We start from the raw sequence: 18,436 nt of genomic DNA, 5'->3' as shown, positions 1-18,436 counted from the left end.
GGTAATGACTCCAACTTATTGATAGTGTTTTATGTTCAGATAATGCCCGATGACTTTGTCATGCAGCTCCACCGATTTTGAGAACGACAGCGACTTCCGTCCCAGCCGTGCCAGGTGCTGCCTCAGATTCAGGTTATGCCGCTCAATTCGCTGCGTATATCGCTTGCTGATTACGTGCAGCTTTCCCTTCAGGCGGGATTCATACAGCGGCCAGCCATCCGTCATCCATATCACCACGTCAAAGGGTGACAGCAGGCTCATAAGACGCCCCAGCGTCGCCATAGTGCGTTCACCGAATACGTGCGCAACAACCGTCTTCCGGAGCCTGTCATACGCGTAAAACAGCCAGCGCTGGCGCGATTTAGCCCCGACATAGCCCCACTGTTCGTCCATTTCCGCGCAGACGATGACGTCACTGCCCGGCTGTATGCGCGAGGTTACCGACTGCGGCCTGAGTTTTTTAAGTGACGTAAAATCGTGTTGAGGCCAACGCCCATAATGCGGGCGGTTGCCCGGCATCCAACACCATTCATGGCCATATCAATGATTTTCTGGTGCGTACCGGGTTGAGAAGCGGTGTAAGTGAACTGCAGTTGCCATGTTTTACGGCAGTGAGAGCAGAGATAGCGCTGATGTCCGGCAGTGCTTTTGCCGTTACGCACCACCCCGTCAGTAGCTGAACAGGAGGGACAGCTGATAGAAACAGAAGCCACTGGAGCACCTCAAAAACACCATCATACACTAAATCAGTAAGTTGGCAGCATCACCCGTTTCTCAATTACACCCTCATTTACTGTTTTCACTGTGTAATCTCGCGTACACAATCTTTACCCCTCGCTTAGAACCCCCGCATCTCCGTTGCATATTTTTCTGCAAGATTATTGGGAATGAAAACAGATTGCCCCGTCGAAAACAGGCTCCACTCTGCCGCACACTATTTTCAGTCAAATTTTCCCTACTGCCGATAATGACGCGCACCGTCATCATCCGAACGTGACTCACTGGAGATGCCATGAAAATAATAACCTGCTTTAAGTTGGTGCCTGAAGAACAGGACATTGTTGTTACCCCAGAGCGCTCGCTTAACTTTGATCGGGCCGATGCCAAAATCAGTCAATTTGATCTGAATGCGATTGAAGCCGCCACACAACTTACCGCTGAAGGCGATGAGATTGTCGCCTTAACGGTGGGCGGCTCCTTGTTGCAAAACTCTAAAGTACGTAAAGACGTGCTGTCCCGCGGTCCGGATAGCCTGTTTATGGTGCAGGATCCACAGCTGGAGCACGCGCTGTCGCGCGATACCGCCCAGGCACTGGCTTGTGCGGCTAAAAAAATTGAATTCGATCTGATGCTGTTCGGGGAAGGGTCCGGCGATGTCTACGCACAACAGGTCGGTTTACTGGTTGGTGAGCTCCTGCAGCTTCCCGTGATTAACGCGGTAAGCCACATCCAACGTAACGGCGAGCGCATTGTGGTTGAACGTACACTGGAAGACGAAGTTGAAGTGATTGAACTGCCGCTCCCCGCCGTGCTGTGCGTAACCTCAGATATCAATACACCGCGGATTCCGTCAATGAAAGCCATTCTTGGTGCCGGCAAAAAAACCGTCACCCACTGGCAGGCCAGCGATATTGGCTGGACGCCAGCGTCACCGCTGGCGGAATTAGTCAGCCTTAGCGTTCCACCACAGACCGAACGTAAGCACATCATTCTGGAAAATGACTCAGCAGAAGCCATTGCCGAACTGGCCGAACATCTGAAAAAAGCCCTGAACTAAGCCCAACGGAGAACAATCATCATGAGTAAATTAGCCAACGTATGGGTGTTTAGCGATAACGTAGAACGCTATGAGGAATTAATGACCGGTGCCCGCCAGTGGGGCGAGCAGGTACACCTTATTGTGCAGGGCAACGAACAGGCCGATCAGCTGAAAGCGCTGGGTGCCGATGACATCATCGTGCTCGAACACGCCAGTGGACTGCAGCGTGTTGAAAACTACGCCGAGACTGTCTCAGCCTTACTGCAAGCGCACACCGGCCTGTTGCTGATGCCTGCGTCTAAACGCGCAAAATCACTGGGCGCGCGGTTAAGCATGCAACTCAATGCGGCGATGGTAAACGACGCCACATCGGTCACTCTCGATGCAGGTGCGCTGTTTGCAGAACACCGTATGTATGGCGGCCTGGCATTCGGTAAAGAAAAGCTGAATAGCGCGCTGGCGATTATCACGCTTGCCCCTGGCATGTTTGAACCAGTAGAAGCCCATCCTGCGCACACTTGCCCTGTCGTCTCAGCACCGTATATCACGCCACTTCATGAGATTGTTTGCCAGGAACGTCGGGCCAAATCCCTCAGCAGCGTGGATCTCAGCAAAGCTAAACGTGTGGTTGGCGTCGGTCGTGGCCTGGTGGCCGAGAGCGATCTGCAGATGGTACGCAATCTTGCCGCCGTTCTGGGTGCCGAAGTGGGTTGTTCACGCCCTATTGCCGAAGGTGAAAACTGGATGGAGCGCGAACGCTATATTGGCGTTTCCGGGGTGCTATTGAAATCAGATTTGTACCTGACACTGGGCATCTCAGGGCAAATTCAACATATGGTCGGCGGGAACGGCGCGAAGATCATCGTCGCCATCAATAAAGATAAAAAAGCCCCGATCTTCAACTACGCCGATTACGGTCTGGTTGGTGACATTTACAAAGTCGTCCCGACCCTTATCGAACAGCTCAGTCGCTAACGGCCACATTTAACGCACATATCCCGCTGCATTCGCGGCGGGAAAGGAGCAAAGAACATGTCAGATGAAAAATTTGATGCCATTGTGGTCGGTGCTGGCGTGGCGGGTGCGGTAGCAGGTTACGTGATGGCCAAGGCTGGGCTGGACGTGCTGGTTATTGAGCGCGGAAACAGTGCTGGCAGCAAAAACATGACCGGAGGACGACTCTACACGCATAGCCTGGAGCACATTATGCCCGGCTTTGCAGAGGAGGCCCCTGTCGAACGGAAAGTGACCCGCGAAAAAATCTCTTTCCTGACTGAAGAAAGTGCTGTCACCCTCGATTTCCATCGTGAAAAAGAAAATACCCCAGCGCAGGACTCCTATACCGTATTGCGCAACAGACTCGATCCCTGGTTGATGGAAAAAGCTGAACAGGCCGGGGCTCAGTTTATTCCGGGCGTTCGCGTCGATTCCCTGATCCGGGAAGGCAACAAAGTCACTGGCGTGCAGGCGGGTGACGATATCCTGGAGGCCAATATCGTTATCCTTGCTGATGGTGTCAATTCCATGCTGGGACGTTCACTGGGAATGGTACCGCCCTCTTCAGCACATCATTATGCCGTTGGCGTGAAAGAACTGATCGGCCTGCCGCCAGCAGTCATTGCAGATCGTTTTAATTTATCAGGAAATGAAGGTGCCGCCTGGTTGTTTGCCGGTTCGCCATCTAATGGCCTGATGGGCGGAGGTTTCCTGTACACCAACAAAGACTCCGTTTCTCTGGGACTGGTATGTGGTCTGGGCGATATCGGGCATGCGACAAAAAGCATTCCGCAAATGCTGGAAGATTTTAAACAGCACCCCACTATTCGCCCACTGATCGCCGACGGTGAATTGCTGGAGTATTCCGCGCACATGGTGCCGGAAGGCGGCCTGGCGATGGTACCGAAGCTGGTTGATGACGGGGTGATGATCGTCGGCGATGCCGCCGGTTTTTGTCTGAACCTGGGCTACACCGTGCGTGGCATGGATTTGGCGATAGCCTCCGCAGAAGCCGCAGCACAGACGGCCATTGCGGCAAAAGAACGCCAGGATTATTCAGCCAACAGCCTGATGGACTACAAACGCACCCTTGCACAGGGTTGTGTGATGCGTGATTTACAGCATTTCCGTAAGATCCCCGCGTTGATGGAAAACCCACGCCTGTTCACCCAGTATCCCCGTATGGTGGTCGATATCATGAGCGATATGTTCACCGTTGATGGCAGTCCAAACCAGCCAATTCGCAAGACAATTTTATCCCACGCGAAGCAGATTGGGCTGATAAATTTACTGAAAGACGGCATCAAGGGAGCAACCGCACTATGAGTCAGGACAACACCGTAAATGTTGACGTCAAACTGGGCGTTAACAAATTCAATGTCGATGAGGGGCATCCGCACATCATCCTTGCCGAACATCCTGACATGACAGAATTTCGCAAACTGCTGAATGCCTGCCCCGCTGGACTGTATAAACAGGACGAAAGTGGAAATATTCATTTTGATTCCGCAGGCTGCCTGGAATGTGGTACCTGCCGGGTGCTGTGCGGTTCCACTATCCTCGAACAATGGGAATACCCGGCTGGGACATTTGGTGTGGATTTCCGTTACGGCTAACACGTATCGCCTGTTGTACGCCGGAGACAGCACTTCTGTTATCCGGCAGGACGTGTACCGAAATTATCCAGGGAATAACTCATGAGTGTCACATTAACGTTTAATGCCGAACGTCGGGAAGCTTATCGACAACAAGGGTTTTGGGGGGATGCATCGCTGGGTGATTACTGGAGCCAAACCGCCCAGGCGATGCCGGATAAAATCGCTGTGGTCGATAATCACGGCGATTCATACACCTACGCCGTGCTCGACAGTGCAGCCAGCCGTCTGGCGACCTGGTTGTTAGCCTGCGGAATCCAGCCAGGTGACCGCGTCGCCTTTCAACTGCCCGGCTGGTGTGAATTTACCCTTATCTACCTGGCCTGTCTGAAAACCGGGGCTGTTTCCGTACCACTACTTCCTGCCTGGCGCGAAGCCGAGCTGGTATGGGTACTGAACAAATGCCAGGCAAAGATTTTCTTCGCACCTACGCTGTTTAAACAAACCCGGCCGGTAGATCTGATCCTGCCCTTGCAAAACCAGCTGCCGCATCTGCAACAGATTGTTGCCGTCGATAAGCTGGCACCCGCGACAGACTCATTGCCACTCAGCCAGCTTCTTTTATCACCACCATTAACCCGGCCAATTAGTGTGCATGCCGATGAGCTGGCTGCGGTGCTGTTTACCTCCGGAACAGAGGGGATGCCCAAAGGGGTAATGCTGACCCACAACAACATCCTGGCCAGTGAACGCGCCTATTGTGCCCGTCTTAATCTCACCTGGCTGGATGTATTTTTAATGCCCGCGCCACTTGGCCATGCTACCGGTTTTTTACATGGCGTGACCGCACCGTTTTTAATTGGCGCACGCAGCGTATTGTTAGATATTTTCACCCCAGCCGCCTGTCTCGAATTGCTGGTACAACAGCGCTGTACCTGCGTACTCGGCGCCACACCGTTCGTCTATGACATGCTGTGTAGCGTGGAAAAACATCCCTACGATCTCTCGTCGTTACGCTTTTTCTTATGCGGCGGCACCACTATTCCGAAAAAAATAGCCCGCGATTGTCAGCAGCGCGGCATTAAATTGTTAAGCGTCTATGGCTCAACAGAAAGCTCGCCGCACGCGGTGGTCAATCTGGATGATTCGCTTTCCCGCATGATGAACACCGACGGATATGCCGCAGCCGGCGTGGAAATTAAAGTCGTCGATGAGGCACGTAACACGTTGCCTGCGGGTATGGAAGGAGAAGAGGCATCCCGCGGGCCCAATGTTTTTATGGGCTACCTTGATGAACCTGAACTCACCGCCCGTGCGCTGGATAATGACGGCTGGTATTACAGCGGCGATTTGTGCCGGATGGACGATGCGGGGTACATCAAAATCACCGGACGGAAAAAAGATATCATTGTCCGCGGTGGAGAAAACATCAGCAGCCGCGAAGTTGAGGATATTTTATTGCAGCACCCCCGCATTCACGATGCCTGCGTTGTCGCGATGCCAGACGTACGCTTAGGTGAAAGGTCATGTGCCTATGTGGTGCTAAAACCGCCGCACCATTCGCTGTCACTGGAGTCAGTGGTAGCCTTTTTTAGTCGCAAGCGGGTGGCAAAGTACAAATACCCTGAGCACATTGTGATTGTGGAGAAATTACCGCGCACAGCGTCCGGTAAAGTACAAAAATACCAACTGCGTCAGGATATTATTCAGCGTTTGAGCGCGGAGAGTGTTGCAGGATAAAGTGCCGGATGGCGACGCTAGCGCATCTTATCCGGCCTACGTTGAATAGGCCGGATAAGGCATGATGTTACTTGTTCAGTTCAGCCAGACTTAGCCAGGTCTGTACGACAGTGTCCGGGTTCAGCGACAGGCTGTCGATCCCCTCTTCCATCAGCCAGGCCGCAAAGTCTTCATGGTCAGATGGGCCCTGACCGCAAATACCCACGTATTTGCCCTGTTTCTTGGCTGCACGAATCGCCATCGACAGCAGCGCTTTCACCGCGTCGTTACGCTCATCAAACAGTTCAGAAACCACACCAGAGTCACGGTCCAGCCCCAACGCCAGCTGTGTCATGTCGTTAGACCCGATAGAGAAGCCGTCGAAATATTCGAGGAACTGTTCAGCCAGCAAGGCGTTGGATGGGATCTCACACATCATGATTACCTTCAGCCCGTTCTCGCCGCGCTTCAGCCCCTGACGTGCCAGCTCTTCCACGACCGCTTTCGCCTGGGCAACGGTACGAACAAACGGTACCATTACTTCCACGTTAGTCAGCCCCATGTCGTTACGGACGCGTTTTACGGCATCACATTCCAGCGCAAAACAGTCACGGAAGCTATCCGCAACATAGCGCCCCGCACCACGGAAGCCCAACATCGGGTTCTCTTCATGCGGTTCATAACGCTCACCGCCGACGAGGTTGGCATATTCGTTGGACTTAAAGTCCGACATGCGCACGATGACGCGCTTTGGATAAAACGCCGCACCCAGCGTCGCAATCCCTTCCGTCAGACGACCCACGTAGAATTCACGCGGTGAATCAAACCCTTTCATCATCGCGCGGATTTCGTTTTGCAGTTCCGGCGTTTGATCATCGAATTCCAGCAGTGCACGTGGGTGCACGCCAATCATACGGTTGATAATAAATTCGAGACGCGCCAGGCCGACACCTTCGTTTGGCAGACAAGCGAAGTCAAAAGCTCGATCCGGGTTACCGACGTTCATCATCACCTTCAACGGCAGATCCGGCATGGTTTCCACGCTGGAGCTCTTCACGCTGAAGTCCAGCATGTCGGCATACACGTAGCCGGTGTCGCCTTCCGCACAGGAGACTGTGACTTTCTCGCCGTCTTTCATGCGTTCGGTCGCATCGCCACAGCCAACAACCGCCGGAATTCCCAGTTCACGGGCAATAATCGCCGCATGACAGGTACGACCGCCGCGGTTGGTGACGATCGCCGCCGCTTTTTTCATGATCGGTTCCCAGTCCGGGTCGGTCATGTCGGTAACCAGCACATCGCCTGGCTCGATACGGTTCATTTCGCTGATGTCATGAATGACTTTTACCGGGCCAGCCCCGATGCGGTGACCGATGGCGCGACCTTCAGCAATAATTTTACCCTGCGCATGCAGCGTATAACGCTCCATCACCTGGCCGCGAGAACGTACGGTTTCCGGACGAGCCTGTACAATGAACAGCTTGCCGGTATGACCGTCTTTAGCCCATTCGATGTCCATCGGACGACCGTAGTGCTTCTCGATTTGCACCGCCTGCTTCGCCAGCTCCTGCACTTCCTCGTTGCTCAGTGAGAAAATGTCACGTTGCGCCTGCGGAACGTCTTCAATGGTAACCTGCTTGCCATGCTCCTGAGTCGGCGCATAAACCATGCGGATTTTCTTAGAGCCCATTGTACGACGCACGATTGACGGACGGTTGGCCGCCAGGGTCGGTTTGTGCACGTAGAATTCATCCGGGTTCACTGCCCCCTGCACCACCATCTCACCCAGCCCCCACGCGGAGGTGATAAACACCACCTGATCGAAGCCGGATTCGGTATCAATGGAGAACATGACGCCGGAAGACGCCAGGTCAGAGCGCACCATCCGCTGCACACCCGCAGAGAGCGCCACACCACGATGGTCATAGCCCTGATGGACACGATAAGAAATCGCACGATCGTTAAACAGCGAGGCAAATACGTGTTTGACAGCGACCAGTACCGCATCAAACCCCTGGACGTTGAGGAAAGTTTCCTGCTGGCCCGCGAATGACGCATCTGGCATATCTTCTGCGGTAGCGGAGGAACGCACGGCAAAAGAAGCATTGGCATCGTCCGCTGACAGCTGCGCGTAGGCATCGCGGACGGCATTTTCCAGTTCAGGCTGGAAAGGAGTGTCGATAATCCACTGGCGGATCTGCGCGCCGGCTTTTGCAAGCTCGGTGACATCGTCAATATCCGTTTTATCCAGCAGCTCATAAATGCGCTGGTTTACGCCGCTTTGGTCCAGGAACTGGTTAAACGCATCGGCGGTCGTTGCAAAACCATTCGGTACGGATACGCCCATACCTGAAAGGTTAGTAATCATTTCACCCAGGGAGGCATTTTTGCCCCCAACTCTGTCTACATCATTCATGCCGAGTTGGTTATACCAAAGCACCAGCGGTGACGAGCCATTGTTGGACATCGAACAATCCTTATATATGAACGAGGTTAGGAAACTCAATTTAGCGTAATTATCTTGGCATATTTACTCCAGCGAAAAAAACGGTGAATCGTTCAAGCAACTTTATTTTTTATTTTTTCAGATTCTTTCCGCATTTGCGCAAACCCGCGAACGGCACGGGATCACCACAAAATCAGTCGGTATAAACATTTGTTCCGAAAAATGAAATGTACTTTTCATTAAATATAAAAATACTGTTTCACTTTATAAAAGTGATGCAGCAATATTCGCTTCTGACGAATTTTAATTTATGCTTTCAGAGAATTATGTCTGCCCCCAGGATGCGCAAAATGGATAATGCTGTTGATCGTCATGTATTTTATATTTCTGATGGCACAGCCATCACCGCAGAGGTATTGGGTCACGCGGTAATGTCACAATTTCCGGTCACGATCAGCAGCATTACGCTGCCGTTTGTGGAAAATGAGAGCCGTGCTCGTGCGGTTAAAGACCAGATTGATGCCATTTATCAACAAACGGGTGTGCGTCCTCTGGTGTTCTACTCCATCGTATTGCCGGAAATTCGCTCGATCATTTTACAAAGTGAGGGTTTTTGCCAGGACATCGTCCAGGCACTGGTCGCCCCGCTGCAACATGAGATGAAACTCGACCCCACACCGATCGCGCATCGCACGCACGGCCTGAATCCTGGCAACCTCAACAAGTACGATGCGCGTATTGCCGCCATTGATTATACCCTCGCGCATGACGACGGTATCTCGTTGCGCAACCTTGATCAGGCGCAGGTGATCCTGCTTGGCGTTTCCCGCTGCGGAAAAACGCCTACCAGCTTATACCTGGCAATGCAGTTTGGTATCCGGGCCGCTAACTACCCCTTTATTGCCGATGATATGGATAATCTGGTGCTGCCCGCCTCTCTGAAGCCGTTGCAGCATAAATTATTCGGCCTGACCATCGACCCTGAGCGCCTGGCGGCGATCCGCGAAGAGCGCCGTGAAAACAGTCGCTACGCTTCGCTGCGCCAGTGCCGAATGGAAGTTGCCGAAGTAGAGGCGCTGTACCGGAAAAATCAAATTCCGTGGTTGAACAGTACCAATTATTCAGTAGAAGAAATTGCCACCAAGATCCTCGACATCATGGGGCTGAATCGCCGTATGTACTAGAACGCTAGTGCATTGGTTCGATTTTTTGTTATTATGCTCGCCACCAGGCAGGATGAGTGTGATATTGTGATGTACATCACTTCCCGGTAGTCCTGCCGTTGAAGCAACAAATTTCTGAGATAAGTAATGAACAGAACCGATGAACTCCGTACTGCGCGTATTGACAACCTGGTCACTCCAGCAGAGCTTGCGCAACGGCATCCTGTTTCGTCCTCCGTCGCCCGCCATGTTACGGATTCCCGACGTCGGATAGAAAAAATCTTGAATGGTGAAGATCCTCGCTTGCTGGTCATCGTTGGACCATGCTCGATTCACGATCTCGATGCCGCCATGGAATACGCCACGCGTTTGCAGGCACTGCGCACTAAACACCAGGCACGTCTGGAAATCGTGATGCGTACCTATTTTGAAAAACCGCGTACCGTCGTGGGCTGGAAAGGCCTCATTTCCGACCCGGATTTGAATGGCAGCTATCGTGTAAATCATGGTATTGAGCTGGCACGTAAACTGCTGTTACAGGTCAACGAACTGGGTGTACCGACGGCCACTGAATTCCTCGATATGGTGACAGGTCAGTTTATTGCTGATCTGATCAGTTGGGGCGCAATTGGCGCACGCACCACAGAGAGCCAAATTCACCGTGAAATGGCTTCCGCGCTCTCCTGCCCTGTCGGGTTCAAAAACGGGACAGATGGCAATACACGTATCGCCGTCGATGCTATTCGCGCGTCACGCGCCAGCCACATGTTCCTCTCACCGGATAAAACCGGGCAGATGACTATCTATCAGACCAGCGGCAACCCTTATGGTCATATCATCATGCGCGGTGGTAAAAAGCCGAACTACTCTGCCGAAGATATTGCCGCTGCCTGCGATACGCTGCACGAATTCTCTCTGCCGGAGCAGCTGGTGGTGGATTTCAGCCATGGCAATTGCCAGAAGCAACATCGCCGTCAGTTAGAAGTGTGCGATGACGTCTGTCAGCAGATTCGCAATGGTTCGACGGCAATAGCCGGGATCATGGCGGAAAGTTTCTTACGCGAAGGTACGCAAAAAATCGTCAGCGGCCAGCCACTGGTTTATGGTCAGTCAATCACCGATCCCTGCCTGAACTGGGAAGATACGGAACTGCTGGTCGAAAAACTCGCCGCGGCGGTAGACAGTCGATTCTAAAATCATGCCCGGGCGGCGGTTTCGCCTGACCCGACCTACGGTTCGTGCCCATCCAGGCCCGGTCAGCGTAATGTGACCGGGCTTTTTTAATGCAGCGCAATCCCGCAAATTTGATCCCGTCACAATTATTTCACAAAAAGGCTTGATGCAAATTCTCAGTTTATTGATAATGATTATCATTGTTACATTGATTGTTATTTTTAAACACTATGTCACGTATGGATAACACTACAGCAACGCCTGCAAAAGAAAAAACACACCCTTCTGTCACGCCTGACGAACGTCGGATTGACAGTAAAAGCCTGCTGGGAAATGAAGGACGAGTGATCATAGAACATGATGGTCAGCACTACTTGCTGCGCCAGACCCAAGCCGGAAAACTCATTCTGACCAAATAAACAACACCTTTCGCCAGCCACCCAGGTGATACCCAGGCAGCCAGCGCTTTTCGATTTCCTAATGGAGAGTTGCTATGCCATACCTGCACACTGCATCCCTGCGTCCCTCGCTATTGGCGCTGGCGATTGTCAGTAGCCTGCCCACTTTCGCATATGCGGCGGTCGAAGATATGACCGTCACCGCCACCGGCAATGCCCGCAGTGCCTTTGAAGCGCCGATGATGGTCAGCGTGATTGATGCCACTGCGCCGGAAAACCAGACTGCCAGCTCAGCGGCAGATCTGTTACGTAAAGTGCCTGGACTTACCCTTGACGGTACGGGACGAACCAACGGTCAGGACGTTAATCTGCGCGGCTATGACCGCCGCGGCGTTCTGGTGCTGGTAGACGGCGTACGTCAGGGAACCGACACCGGACACCTGAACAGTACCTTCCTCGACCCGGCGCTAATCAAACGCATCGAAGTCGTGCGCGGCCCTTCTGCTCTGCTGTATGGCAGCGGCGCGCTGGGCGGCGTGATCGCCTATGACACTGCGGATGCCAAAGATCTGCTGGAAGCCGGACAAAACAGCGGTTACCGCGTGTTCGGTACTGCGGCAACCGGCGATCACAGCCTCGGTATGGGCGCCAGCGCATTTGGGCGCACCGATACGCTGGACGGACTGCTTGCATGGTCGAGTCGCGATCGCGGTGATTTGCGCCAGAGCGACGGTACTACAGCGCCAAACGATGAAGCGATCAACAATATGCTGGCGAAAGGCAGTTGGAAAATTGACAGCGCCCAGACGCTGGCAGGCTCGTTGCGCTACTACAACAATGACGCCCGTGAACCTAAGAACCCACAAACCAGCGCGGCAGATGCCACCAGCAACCCGATGACCGATCGCTCAACGATCCAGCGAGACGCACAGTTGACCTACACGCTCGCCCCTGCGGACAATGACTGGCTGAACGCTGATGCTCGCATATACTGGTCCGAGGCGCGCATTAATGCCCAGAATCCGGATGCGACTAATGAGTTTCGCAAACAAACGACCAAAGGCGGAAAAATTGATAATCGCAGCCGGTTGTTTAGCGACTCCTTTGCTTCTCACCTGTTAACTTACGGTGGTGAGTACTATCGCCAGGAACAACGCCCCGGTGGCGCGACGACCGGCTTCCCTGAGGCAAAAATTGATTTCAGCTCCGGCTGGCTACAGGATGAAATCACCCTGCGAGATCTGCCAGTAACATTGCTGGGTGGTACACGCTATGACTCATATCGCGGTAGCAGCGATGGTTACGCGGATGTCGATGCCGACAAATGGTCGTCCCGCGCAGGAATGACCGTCACGCCGGCCGACTGGCTGATGCTGTTCGGTTCATACGCTCAGGCCTTCCGTGCGCCGACCATGGGCGAGATGTATAACGATGCAAAACACTTCTCCATCGGCCGTTTTTACACTAACTATTGGGTACCCAACCCTAACCTGCGTCCGGAAACCAACGAAACGCAGGAATACGGATTTGGCCTGCGCTTCGACGATCTGCTGATGGCGAGCGATGCGCTCGAATTTAAAGCCAGTTATTTCGACACCAAAGCGAAAGATTACATCTCCACCAGCGTCGATTTTGCCGCCGCGACAACCATGTCCTATAACGTCCCCAACGCCAAAATCTGGGGCTGGGACGTGATGGCGAAGTACTCCGCCGATCTGTTCAGTTTAGACATGGCCTACAACCGTACACGAGGCAAAGATACCGACACCGGCGAATACATTTCCAGCATTAACCCGGATACCGTCACCAGCAAACTGAACATACCCGTGGCACACAGCGGATTCTCCGTGGGCTGGATCGGGACATTTGCTGACCGCTCCACGCATATCAGCAGCAGCTACGCTAAACAGCCCGGCTATGCGGTAAACGATTTCTACGTGAGCTATCAGGGTCAACAAGCGCTGAAAGGTATGACCACCACGCTGGTACTGGGCAACGCCTTCGACAAAGAGTACTGGTCGCCGCAGGGCATTCCGCAGGATGGTCGCAATGGCAAAATTTTCGTGAGTTATCAGTGGTAATCACTTTTCCCCGGTTCGCCGGGGTAGCAATCTGGAAGGAAGAGACAATGAATCATTACACACGCTGGCTGGAACTGAAGAATGAAAATCCCGGCAAATACGCACGCGACATTGCAGGATTGATGAATATTAGCGAAGCCGAACTGACCTTTGCGCGCGTCGGCCATGACGCCTGGCGCTTACGTGGCGAAGTCCGCGAAATCCTCGGCGCACTGGAAGCCGTAGGCGAAACCAAATGCATTTGCCGCAACGAATATGCGGTGCATGAACAGGTTGGCGCTTTTACCAATCAGCACCTGAACGGTCATGCCGGACTGGTTCTTAATCCGCGCGCCCTCGACCTGCGCCTGTTCCTTAATCAGTGGGCAAGCGCCTTTCATATCAGTGAGACCACAGCCCACGGCGAGCGTCAGAGCATTCAGTTCTTTGACCATCAAGGGGATGCGCTGCTGAAAGTCTATACCACACAAAATACCCTCGTTGAGGAATGGGCTGCGTTGCTGACCCGTTTCATCTTCGCTGAAAACCCGCCACTGGTACTGCAACCTACCAACACTTCTGCGCCAGCCCTCATCACGGCCGATGCGCAGACCGTTGATCAAGAGTGGCGAGCGATGACCGATGTACACCAGTTTTTCGGTCTGCTGAAACGCCACGATCTTACCCGCCAACAGGCATTCAATCTGGTGGGCGACGATCTGGCCTGTAAAGTTTCTAATAGCGCACTGGCGCAGCTACTCGACACCGCACGCCAGGATGGCAATGAAATTATGGTCTTCGTGGGTAATCGCGGCTGCGTGCAGATCTTTACCGGCGTGATAGAAAAACTGGTGCCGATGAAAGGCTGGCTGAATATTTTCAACCCGACCTTTACCCTGCATCTGCTGGAAGAGCGCGTAGCCGAAACGTGGGTAACGCGCAAACCGACCGCCGATGGTCACGTCACCAGCTTGGAGTTGTTTGCCGCAGATGGCACGCAAATTGCCCAGCTTTATGGACAGCGTACGGAAGGTGAACCGGAGCAGACGCAATGGCGAGCGCAGATCGATGCCTTAACGCCAAAAGGACTGGCCGCATGAAAAAACTGCTGGTCCTGATTGCGCTGCTGCCCATCGCAGCGCTGGCTGCTGACGAAGAACGCGTTGTGGCTCTCGGTGGCGACGTCACCGAAATTGTGTATGCGCTGGATGCGCAATCATCCCTCGTGGCACGTGACAGCACCAGCCAGTGGCCGGAAGCGGCAACCGCATTGCCAGACGTGGGCTATTTGCGCCAACTCAACGCCGAAGGTATCCTGGCTACCCGCCCTACTCTGGTGCTAGCCAGCGCACAAGCGCAGCCTTCTCTGGCGCTAAAACAGGTTGAGCAGAGCCATGTCAGAGTTGTCACGATCCCGGCAAGCAACGATCTCAACGTGATTGATGAAAAAATCCGCGTCATCGCCGAAGCAACCCATCGGGAGGATGAGGGCGAAACGCTGCGCACCCGCTTACGTCAGGAACTGGCAGCATTGCCGTCATCCGGACTTAACAAACGCGTTCTGTTTATTCTCAATCATGGTGGAATGAGCGCAATGGCCGCAGGGCAGGAAACGGGCGCTGATGCCGCTATTCGCGCAGCCGGCTTACGTAACGCAATGCAGGGTTTTAGCCGCTACCAGCCGTTATCACAAGAAGGCGTCATTGCCAGCCAGCCCGATCTCATCGTGATTTCACAAGATGGCGTTAAGGCGATGGGTGGCGAAGATAACCTGTGGGCGCTACCGGGACTTGCGCAAACGCCTGCCGGGCGCAATAAGCAGGTACTGCAGATTGATGATATGGCATTACTGGGCTTTAGCGTTCGTACGCCACAGGCCATTTTGCAGCTACGCGCCAAAGCGGAGCAATTGCCCTGATGTCCCGGCGGATCACCTGTTCGTTGTGGATGTTGGCATTGATGTTGGTTGTACTGACGGTTCTGGCTACCGGTTTTGGCGCATTGCGCCTGCCGGTAAGTCTGCTCTGGCGTGATGGCGATGAGGCACTACGTCAAATCTGGCTCACCATTCGGCTACCTCGCGTTTTGCTGGCGCTGGTGATCGGCGGCTCACTGGCACTGGCAGGTTGCGTAATGCAGGGATTGTTTCGCAACCCGCTTGCCGACCCAGGGCTACTGGGTATTAGCAGCGGTGCGGCCTGCGCCGTCGCCCTGTGGGTGGTGTTACCAGTCTCATTACCCGCGTTACTCATGCTGTATGCGCCAATGATGGCGGCATTTCTCGGTGCACTGGCTGCCACCGTGGTGATTTTTATCCTCAGCCAACAGCGCGACGGTTCGCTCTCACGTCTGTTACTGGTCGGTATTGCTATTAATGCGCTCTGCGGAGCGGCGGTTGGCGTTTTGTCGTGGGTCAGTAATGATGCGCAATTGCGCCAGTTGTCGTTGTGGGGGATGGGAAGTCTGGGAGCCGCGCAGTGGTCCACGCTACTGGCTGTCACGTCACTGACTATCCCGACGGTGCTGATCATCTGGCGTCTGGCTCCGGCGCTGAACCTGCTACAACTGGGTGAGGAGGAGGCGCATTATCTCGGCGTTGATGTTCGGATGATCCAACGTATTTTGTTGTTGTGCAGCGCATTACTCGTGGCCGCTGCTGTAGCGGTCAGCGGAGTCATTGGGTTCATCGGTTTGGTTGTTCCACATTTAATGCGTATGTGGCTCGGATCAGACCATCGGGCCGTGATCCCCGGTTCTGTTCTGGCTGGCGCATTTTTACTACTGATTGCCGACACTCTCGCCCGCACCGCAGTTGCGCCTGCGGAAATGCCCGTTGGTCTGCTGACCAGTATTCTCGGTGCGCCATGGTTTTTATGGCTTATTTTTCGTCAGCGAGGAGCGCATGGCTGAACATTTTATTGCCGAAGGACTTCACTATCGCCTTGCTGATCGCTCAGTAATTGACGACGTATCGCTCAAACTCGCTAAAGGTGAACTGGTCGCGTTAATCGGGCCGAATGGTGCAGGAAAATCCACCCTGCTACGTCTGTTGACCGGCTTTCTGCAACCGACGAGCGGACGCTGCGTGCTGGCAGGCAAACCGCTGGATGAATGGTCTACCCAGACCCTGTCGCGGCATCGGGCAGTGATGCGCCAGCAAACACAGCTGGGATTTGACTGGCCGATAGAGGCCGTCATCGCGATGGGCCGCGCGCCCTGGACCCAGCGCCCGGAGCCGCGACTCATCGCTCAGGTGATGGAAATGACCGGATGCACACCGTTGACGGGTCGGCAATACGCTGCGCTTTCCGGCGGCGAGCAACAGCGCGTACAGTTGGCCCGTGCGCTGGCGCAACTTTGGTGCGACGGTGCGCCTCGCGGCTGGTTATTCCTTGATGAGCCTACTTCTGCGCTGGATCTTTATCACCAGCAGCATTTGTTGCGCCTGCTGAAGACGCTCACCGCTTCACAAGAGCTACATGTGTGTATTGTGCTTCACGATCTGAACCTCGCCGCATTGTGGGCAGACAGAATAGTGCTGCTGCACAACGGTAGGCTGGTGTCGCAGGGAACGCCGGAGGCTGTGTTACAGGCCGATGACCTGCAGCACTGGTACGGTGCTCAGGTTCACGTTGGTCAACACCCGGCCAACGCATCCCCACAAGTTTTTCTCGCACCTTAGCTGGAACAACTTACCTCCAGCCGTTTACCCCAGTCAGGCGGACGGCTGATATAATCATCATCCCGATCGATAAACGGCGTACGTAACGCAGCGTGTAACCGATGTAGTTCGGTATAATCACCCTGCTCTGCCTGGCTTATTGCCCGCTGCGCCAGCCAGTTACGTAGCACCATAGCCGGATTTGCCGTCTTCATCTGCGCTTGTCTGACAACGTCAGCCACATTGTCTTGTTGCAGGCGCGTGCGGTAACGAGTGAACCAGTCGTCAAATGCCGCGCGGTCAATAAACTCATCGCGTAGTGGGGACAAGGTGCTGTGTTGCTCTGTCTGGCTGAGCATGCGGAATGTTCGCGTGTAGTCGCTACCTTCCCGCGCCATCAGGCTAAACAGTTCGCTAAGGATTTCGTTATCGTTTTTCTGCTCACTAAAGAAACCCAGTTTTTGCCGCATTCGTTGCCCATAGCGGGTTAGCAAGGCCTGTTGATAACCGTCCAGCGCAGCATTGAGCATATCAACCGGGATGAATGGCGACAGCGTCTGCGCCAGACGTTGTAGGTTCCACAAAGCCGCAGCAGGCTGATTATCAAAACTATAGCGCCCCTGATGATCGGAGTGATTGCAGATAAAATCTGGCACGTAATCATCAAGGAAACCGAAGGGACCATAATCCATTGTCAGGCCAAGAATCGACATGTTGTCCGTGTTCATCACCCCATGCGCAAAGCCTACGGCTTGCCAGTCGGCCATTAACGTCGCGGTGCGCGTAACAACATCCGTAAACCACAACTGATACTTATCCGCCTCTTCCTGCCATTGTGGCCAGTAATGACGGATCGCAAAGTCAGCAAGCTGCCGTACTTTTTCCGGTTCACGACGATAATAAAAGTGCTCAAAATGACCAAAACGCATATGGCTTTGTGCCAGGCGAATGAGCATCGCGCCTGCTTCAGTGGTCTCTCGCTGCACCGGAGTCTCACTGGTGACAATCGACAAGGCCCGGGTTGTAGGTATCCCCAAATAATGCATGGCTTCACTGGCCAGACTCTCTCTAATCGTCGAGCGCAGCACAGCGCGCCCATCCCCCATGCGGGAATAAGGCGTTAATCCAGCGCCTTTCAGATGCCAGTCAAGGGTTGTGCCATCTGCAAGCAATTGCTCACCCAGCAGAATCCCTCGTCCATCGCCGAGCTGCCCAGCCCAGACACCGAACTGATGCCCGCTGTAGACTTGTGCCAAAGGCGACATCCCAGGTAATAGCGATTCGCCCCCCCATACGCCTGCCCCACCAGAAACATCAAACAGTGCAGCTGGAATACCCAGGTGCGCAGCCAGAGCATCGTTATGCCAGATGATGCGCGCGTTTTTCAGAGGGGTGGGCGAAAGAGCGGTATAGGTTGCTGGTAATTCATCACGCCAGCGAGTAGTAAAAGACAGGGTCATAGAGCC

At 53.9% G+C, this 18,436-nt stretch carries 16 protein-coding genes; 13 read left to right on the top strand and 3 right to left on the bottom strand.

Annotation, left to right across the window (positions count from 1 at the left end; all coding sequences use genetic code 11):
• Nucleotides 1-15: 15 nt before the first annotated feature.
• Nucleotides 16-713 (bottom strand): IS1-like element IS1A family transposase gene (locus tag OGX91_RS03270; RefSeq protein WP_103215986.1). Its coding sequence is split into 2 segments (ribosomal slippage): nt 16-464 and nt 464-713, totalling 699 coding nucleotides; the frame shifts between segments, so codons are not numbered across the junction.
• A 299-nt stretch (nt 714-1,012) separates the two neighbouring features.
• Between OGX91_RS03270 and OGX91_RS03265 the strand changes: the two genes are divergently transcribed.
• The 5 genes from OGX91_RS03265 to fadK all read left to right on the top strand — a co-directional run bounded on the left by OGX91_RS03265 (nt 1,013) and on the right by fadK (nt 6,090).
• Complete coding sequence (locus OGX91_RS03265) at nt 1,013-1,777, top strand: electron transfer flavoprotein (protein ID WP_286625431.1); 765 nt, start codon at nt 1,013-1,015, stop codon at nt 1,775-1,777.
• A 21-nt stretch (nt 1,778-1,798) separates the two neighbouring features.
• Nucleotides 1,799-2,734 (top strand): electron transfer flavoprotein subunit alpha, encoded by a 936-nt coding sequence (locus OGX91_RS03260; protein ID WP_286625430.1) that lies wholly within the window; start codon nt 1,799-1,801, stop codon nt 2,732-2,734.
• A 57-nt stretch (nt 2,735-2,791) separates the two neighbouring features.
• On the top strand, nt 2,792-4,081 hold the full coding sequence (locus OGX91_RS03255) for an FAD-dependent oxidoreductase (RefSeq protein ID WP_286625429.1): 1,290 nt from the start codon (nt 2,792-2,794) through the stop codon (nt 4,079-4,081).
• Nucleotides 4,078-4,371 carry a ferredoxin family protein gene (locus OGX91_RS03250; protein ID WP_005120280.1) on the top strand — a complete coding sequence of 98 codons (294 nt, stop codon included), beginning with the start codon at nt 4,078-4,080 and terminating at the stop codon, nt 4,369-4,371. Before OGX91_RS03255 ends, OGX91_RS03250 begins: the two co-directional genes overlap by 4 nt.
• An 81-nt stretch (nt 4,372-4,452) precedes the next feature.
• Nucleotides 4,453-6,090, top strand: a complete 1,638-nt coding sequence (gene fadK / locus OGX91_RS03245; RefSeq protein WP_155020978.1) for a medium-chain fatty-acid--CoA ligase — start codon at nt 4,453-4,455, stop codon at nt 6,088-6,090.
• Nucleotides 6,091-6,157: 67 nt separating this feature from the next.
• Here the strand turns inward: fadK and ppsA are convergent, their stop codons facing one another.
• Nucleotides 6,158-8,536 carry a phosphoenolpyruvate synthase gene (gene ppsA / locus OGX91_RS03240; RefSeq protein ID WP_005120283.1) on the bottom strand — a complete coding sequence of 793 codons (2,379 nt, stop codon included), beginning with the start codon at nt 8,534-8,536 and terminating at the stop codon, nt 6,158-6,160.
• Between the two features lie 329 nt (nt 8,537-8,865).
• Between ppsA and ppsR the strand changes: the two genes are divergently transcribed.
• The 8 genes from ppsR to OGX91_RS03200 all read left to right on the top strand — a co-directional run bounded on the left by ppsR (nt 8,866) and on the right by OGX91_RS03200 (nt 16,991).
• Nucleotides 8,866-9,699: a posphoenolpyruvate synthetase regulatory kinase/phosphorylase PpsR gene (gene ppsR, locus OGX91_RS03235; protein WP_003030553.1), complete on the top strand. Its 834-nt coding sequence runs from the start codon at nt 8,866-8,868 to the stop codon at nt 9,697-9,699.
• 126 nt (nt 9,700-9,825) lie between these two features.
• A complete protein-coding gene (gene aroH / locus OGX91_RS03230) occupies nt 9,826-10,872 on the top strand; it encodes a 3-deoxy-7-phosphoheptulonate synthase AroH (RefSeq protein WP_286625426.1) in 1,047 nt (348 codons plus the stop codon).
• Between the two features lie 209 nt (nt 10,873-11,081).
• The gene (gene hemP, locus OGX91_RS03225; RefSeq protein ID WP_040233716.1) at nt 11,082-11,270 is read left to right on the top strand and encodes a hemin uptake protein HemP; all 189 of its coding nucleotides are present in this window, start codon (nt 11,082-11,084) and stop codon (nt 11,268-11,270) included.
• A 74-nt stretch (nt 11,271-11,344) separates the two neighbouring features.
• Nucleotides 11,345-13,330: a TonB-dependent hemoglobin/transferrin/lactoferrin family receptor gene (locus tag OGX91_RS03220; protein WP_005120295.1), complete on the top strand. Its 1,986-nt coding sequence runs from the start codon at nt 11,345-11,347 to the stop codon at nt 13,328-13,330.
• Nucleotides 13,331-13,377: 47 nt separating this feature from the next.
• Complete coding sequence (gene chuS / locus OGX91_RS03215) at nt 13,378-14,409, top strand: hematinate-forming heme oxygenase ChuS (protein ID WP_155020977.1); 1,032 nt, start codon at nt 13,378-13,380, stop codon at nt 14,407-14,409.
• On the top strand, nt 14,406-15,227 hold the full coding sequence (locus OGX91_RS03210) for a heme/hemin ABC transporter substrate-binding protein (protein WP_005120300.1): 822 nt from the start codon (nt 14,406-14,408) through the stop codon (nt 15,225-15,227). Before chuS ends, OGX91_RS03210 begins: the two co-directional genes overlap by 4 nt.
• Complete coding sequence (locus OGX91_RS03205) at nt 15,227-16,219, top strand: FecCD family ABC transporter permease (RefSeq protein WP_040233711.1); 993 nt, start codon at nt 15,227-15,229, stop codon at nt 16,217-16,219. Before OGX91_RS03210 ends, OGX91_RS03205 begins: the two co-directional genes overlap by 1 nt.
• Entirely contained in the window at nt 16,212-16,991 is a 780-nt protein-coding gene (locus tag OGX91_RS03200; RefSeq protein WP_149691620.1) for a heme ABC transporter ATP-binding protein, read from the top strand. Before OGX91_RS03205 ends, OGX91_RS03200 begins: the two co-directional genes overlap by 8 nt.
• Here OGX91_RS03200 and selO read toward each other — a convergent pair.
• Nucleotides 16,988-18,430: a protein adenylyltransferase SelO gene (gene selO / locus OGX91_RS03195; RefSeq protein WP_286625422.1), complete on the bottom strand. Its 1,443-nt coding sequence runs from the start codon at nt 18,428-18,430 to the stop codon at nt 16,988-16,990. The genes OGX91_RS03200 and selO overlap by 4 nt on opposite strands.
• Between the last annotated feature and the right edge of the window lie 6 nt (nt 18,431-18,436).

Origin of the sequence: Citrobacter sp. Cpa228, assembly GCF_030333085.1 — a bacterium.
Taxonomy (GTDB): domain Bacteria; phylum Pseudomonadota; class Gammaproteobacteria; order Enterobacterales; family Enterobacteriaceae; genus Citrobacter; species Citrobacter pasteurii.
The sequence above is the reverse complement of the archived record's forward strand: the minus strand, read 5'-3'. Positions and strand labels throughout refer to the sequence as shown.

Excerpts from the sequence above, each read along its gene's own strand:
- OGX91_RS03265 (WP_286625431.1), top strand. The coding sequence starts at position 1,013 with ATGAAAATAATAACCTGCTTTAAGTTGGTGCCTGAAGAACAGGACATT.
- OGX91_RS03260 (WP_286625430.1), top strand. The coding sequence starts at position 1,799 with ATGAGTAAATTAGCCAACGTATGGGTGTTTAGCGATAACGTAGAACGC.
- OGX91_RS03255 (WP_286625429.1), top strand. The coding sequence starts at position 2,792 with ATGTCAGATGAAAAATTTGATGCCATTGTGGTCGGTGCTGGCGTGGCG.
- OGX91_RS03250 (WP_005120280.1), top strand. The coding sequence starts at position 4,078 with ATGAGTCAGGACAACACCGTAAATGTTGACGTCAAACTGGGCGTTAAC.
- fadK (WP_155020978.1), top strand. The coding sequence starts at position 4,453 with ATGAGTGTCACATTAACGTTTAATGCCGAACGTCGGGAAGCTTATCGA.
- ppsA (WP_005120283.1), bottom strand. The coding sequence starts at position 8,536 with ATGTCCAACAATGGCTCGTCACCGCTGGTGCTTTGGTATAACCAACTC.
- ppsR (WP_003030553.1), top strand. The coding sequence starts at position 8,866 with ATGGATAATGCTGTTGATCGTCATGTATTTTATATTTCTGATGGCACA.
- aroH (WP_286625426.1), top strand. The coding sequence starts at position 9,826 with ATGAACAGAACCGATGAACTCCGTACTGCGCGTATTGACAACCTGGTC.
- hemP (WP_040233716.1), top strand. The coding sequence starts at position 11,082 with ATGTCACGTATGGATAACACTACAGCAACGCCTGCAAAAGAAAAAACA.
- OGX91_RS03220 (WP_005120295.1), top strand. The coding sequence starts at position 11,345 with ATGCCATACCTGCACACTGCATCCCTGCGTCCCTCGCTATTGGCGCTG.
- chuS (WP_155020977.1), top strand. The coding sequence starts at position 13,378 with ATGAATCATTACACACGCTGGCTGGAACTGAAGAATGAAAATCCCGGC.
- OGX91_RS03210 (WP_005120300.1), top strand. The coding sequence starts at position 14,406 with ATGAAAAAACTGCTGGTCCTGATTGCGCTGCTGCCCATCGCAGCGCTG.
- OGX91_RS03205 (WP_040233711.1), top strand. The coding sequence starts at position 15,227 with ATGTCCCGGCGGATCACCTGTTCGTTGTGGATGTTGGCATTGATGTTG.
- OGX91_RS03200 (WP_149691620.1), top strand. The coding sequence starts at position 16,212 with ATGGCTGAACATTTTATTGCCGAAGGACTTCACTATCGCCTTGCTGAT.
- selO (WP_286625422.1), bottom strand. The coding sequence starts at position 18,430 with ATGACCCTGTCTTTTACTACTCGCTGGCGTGATGAATTACCAGCAACC.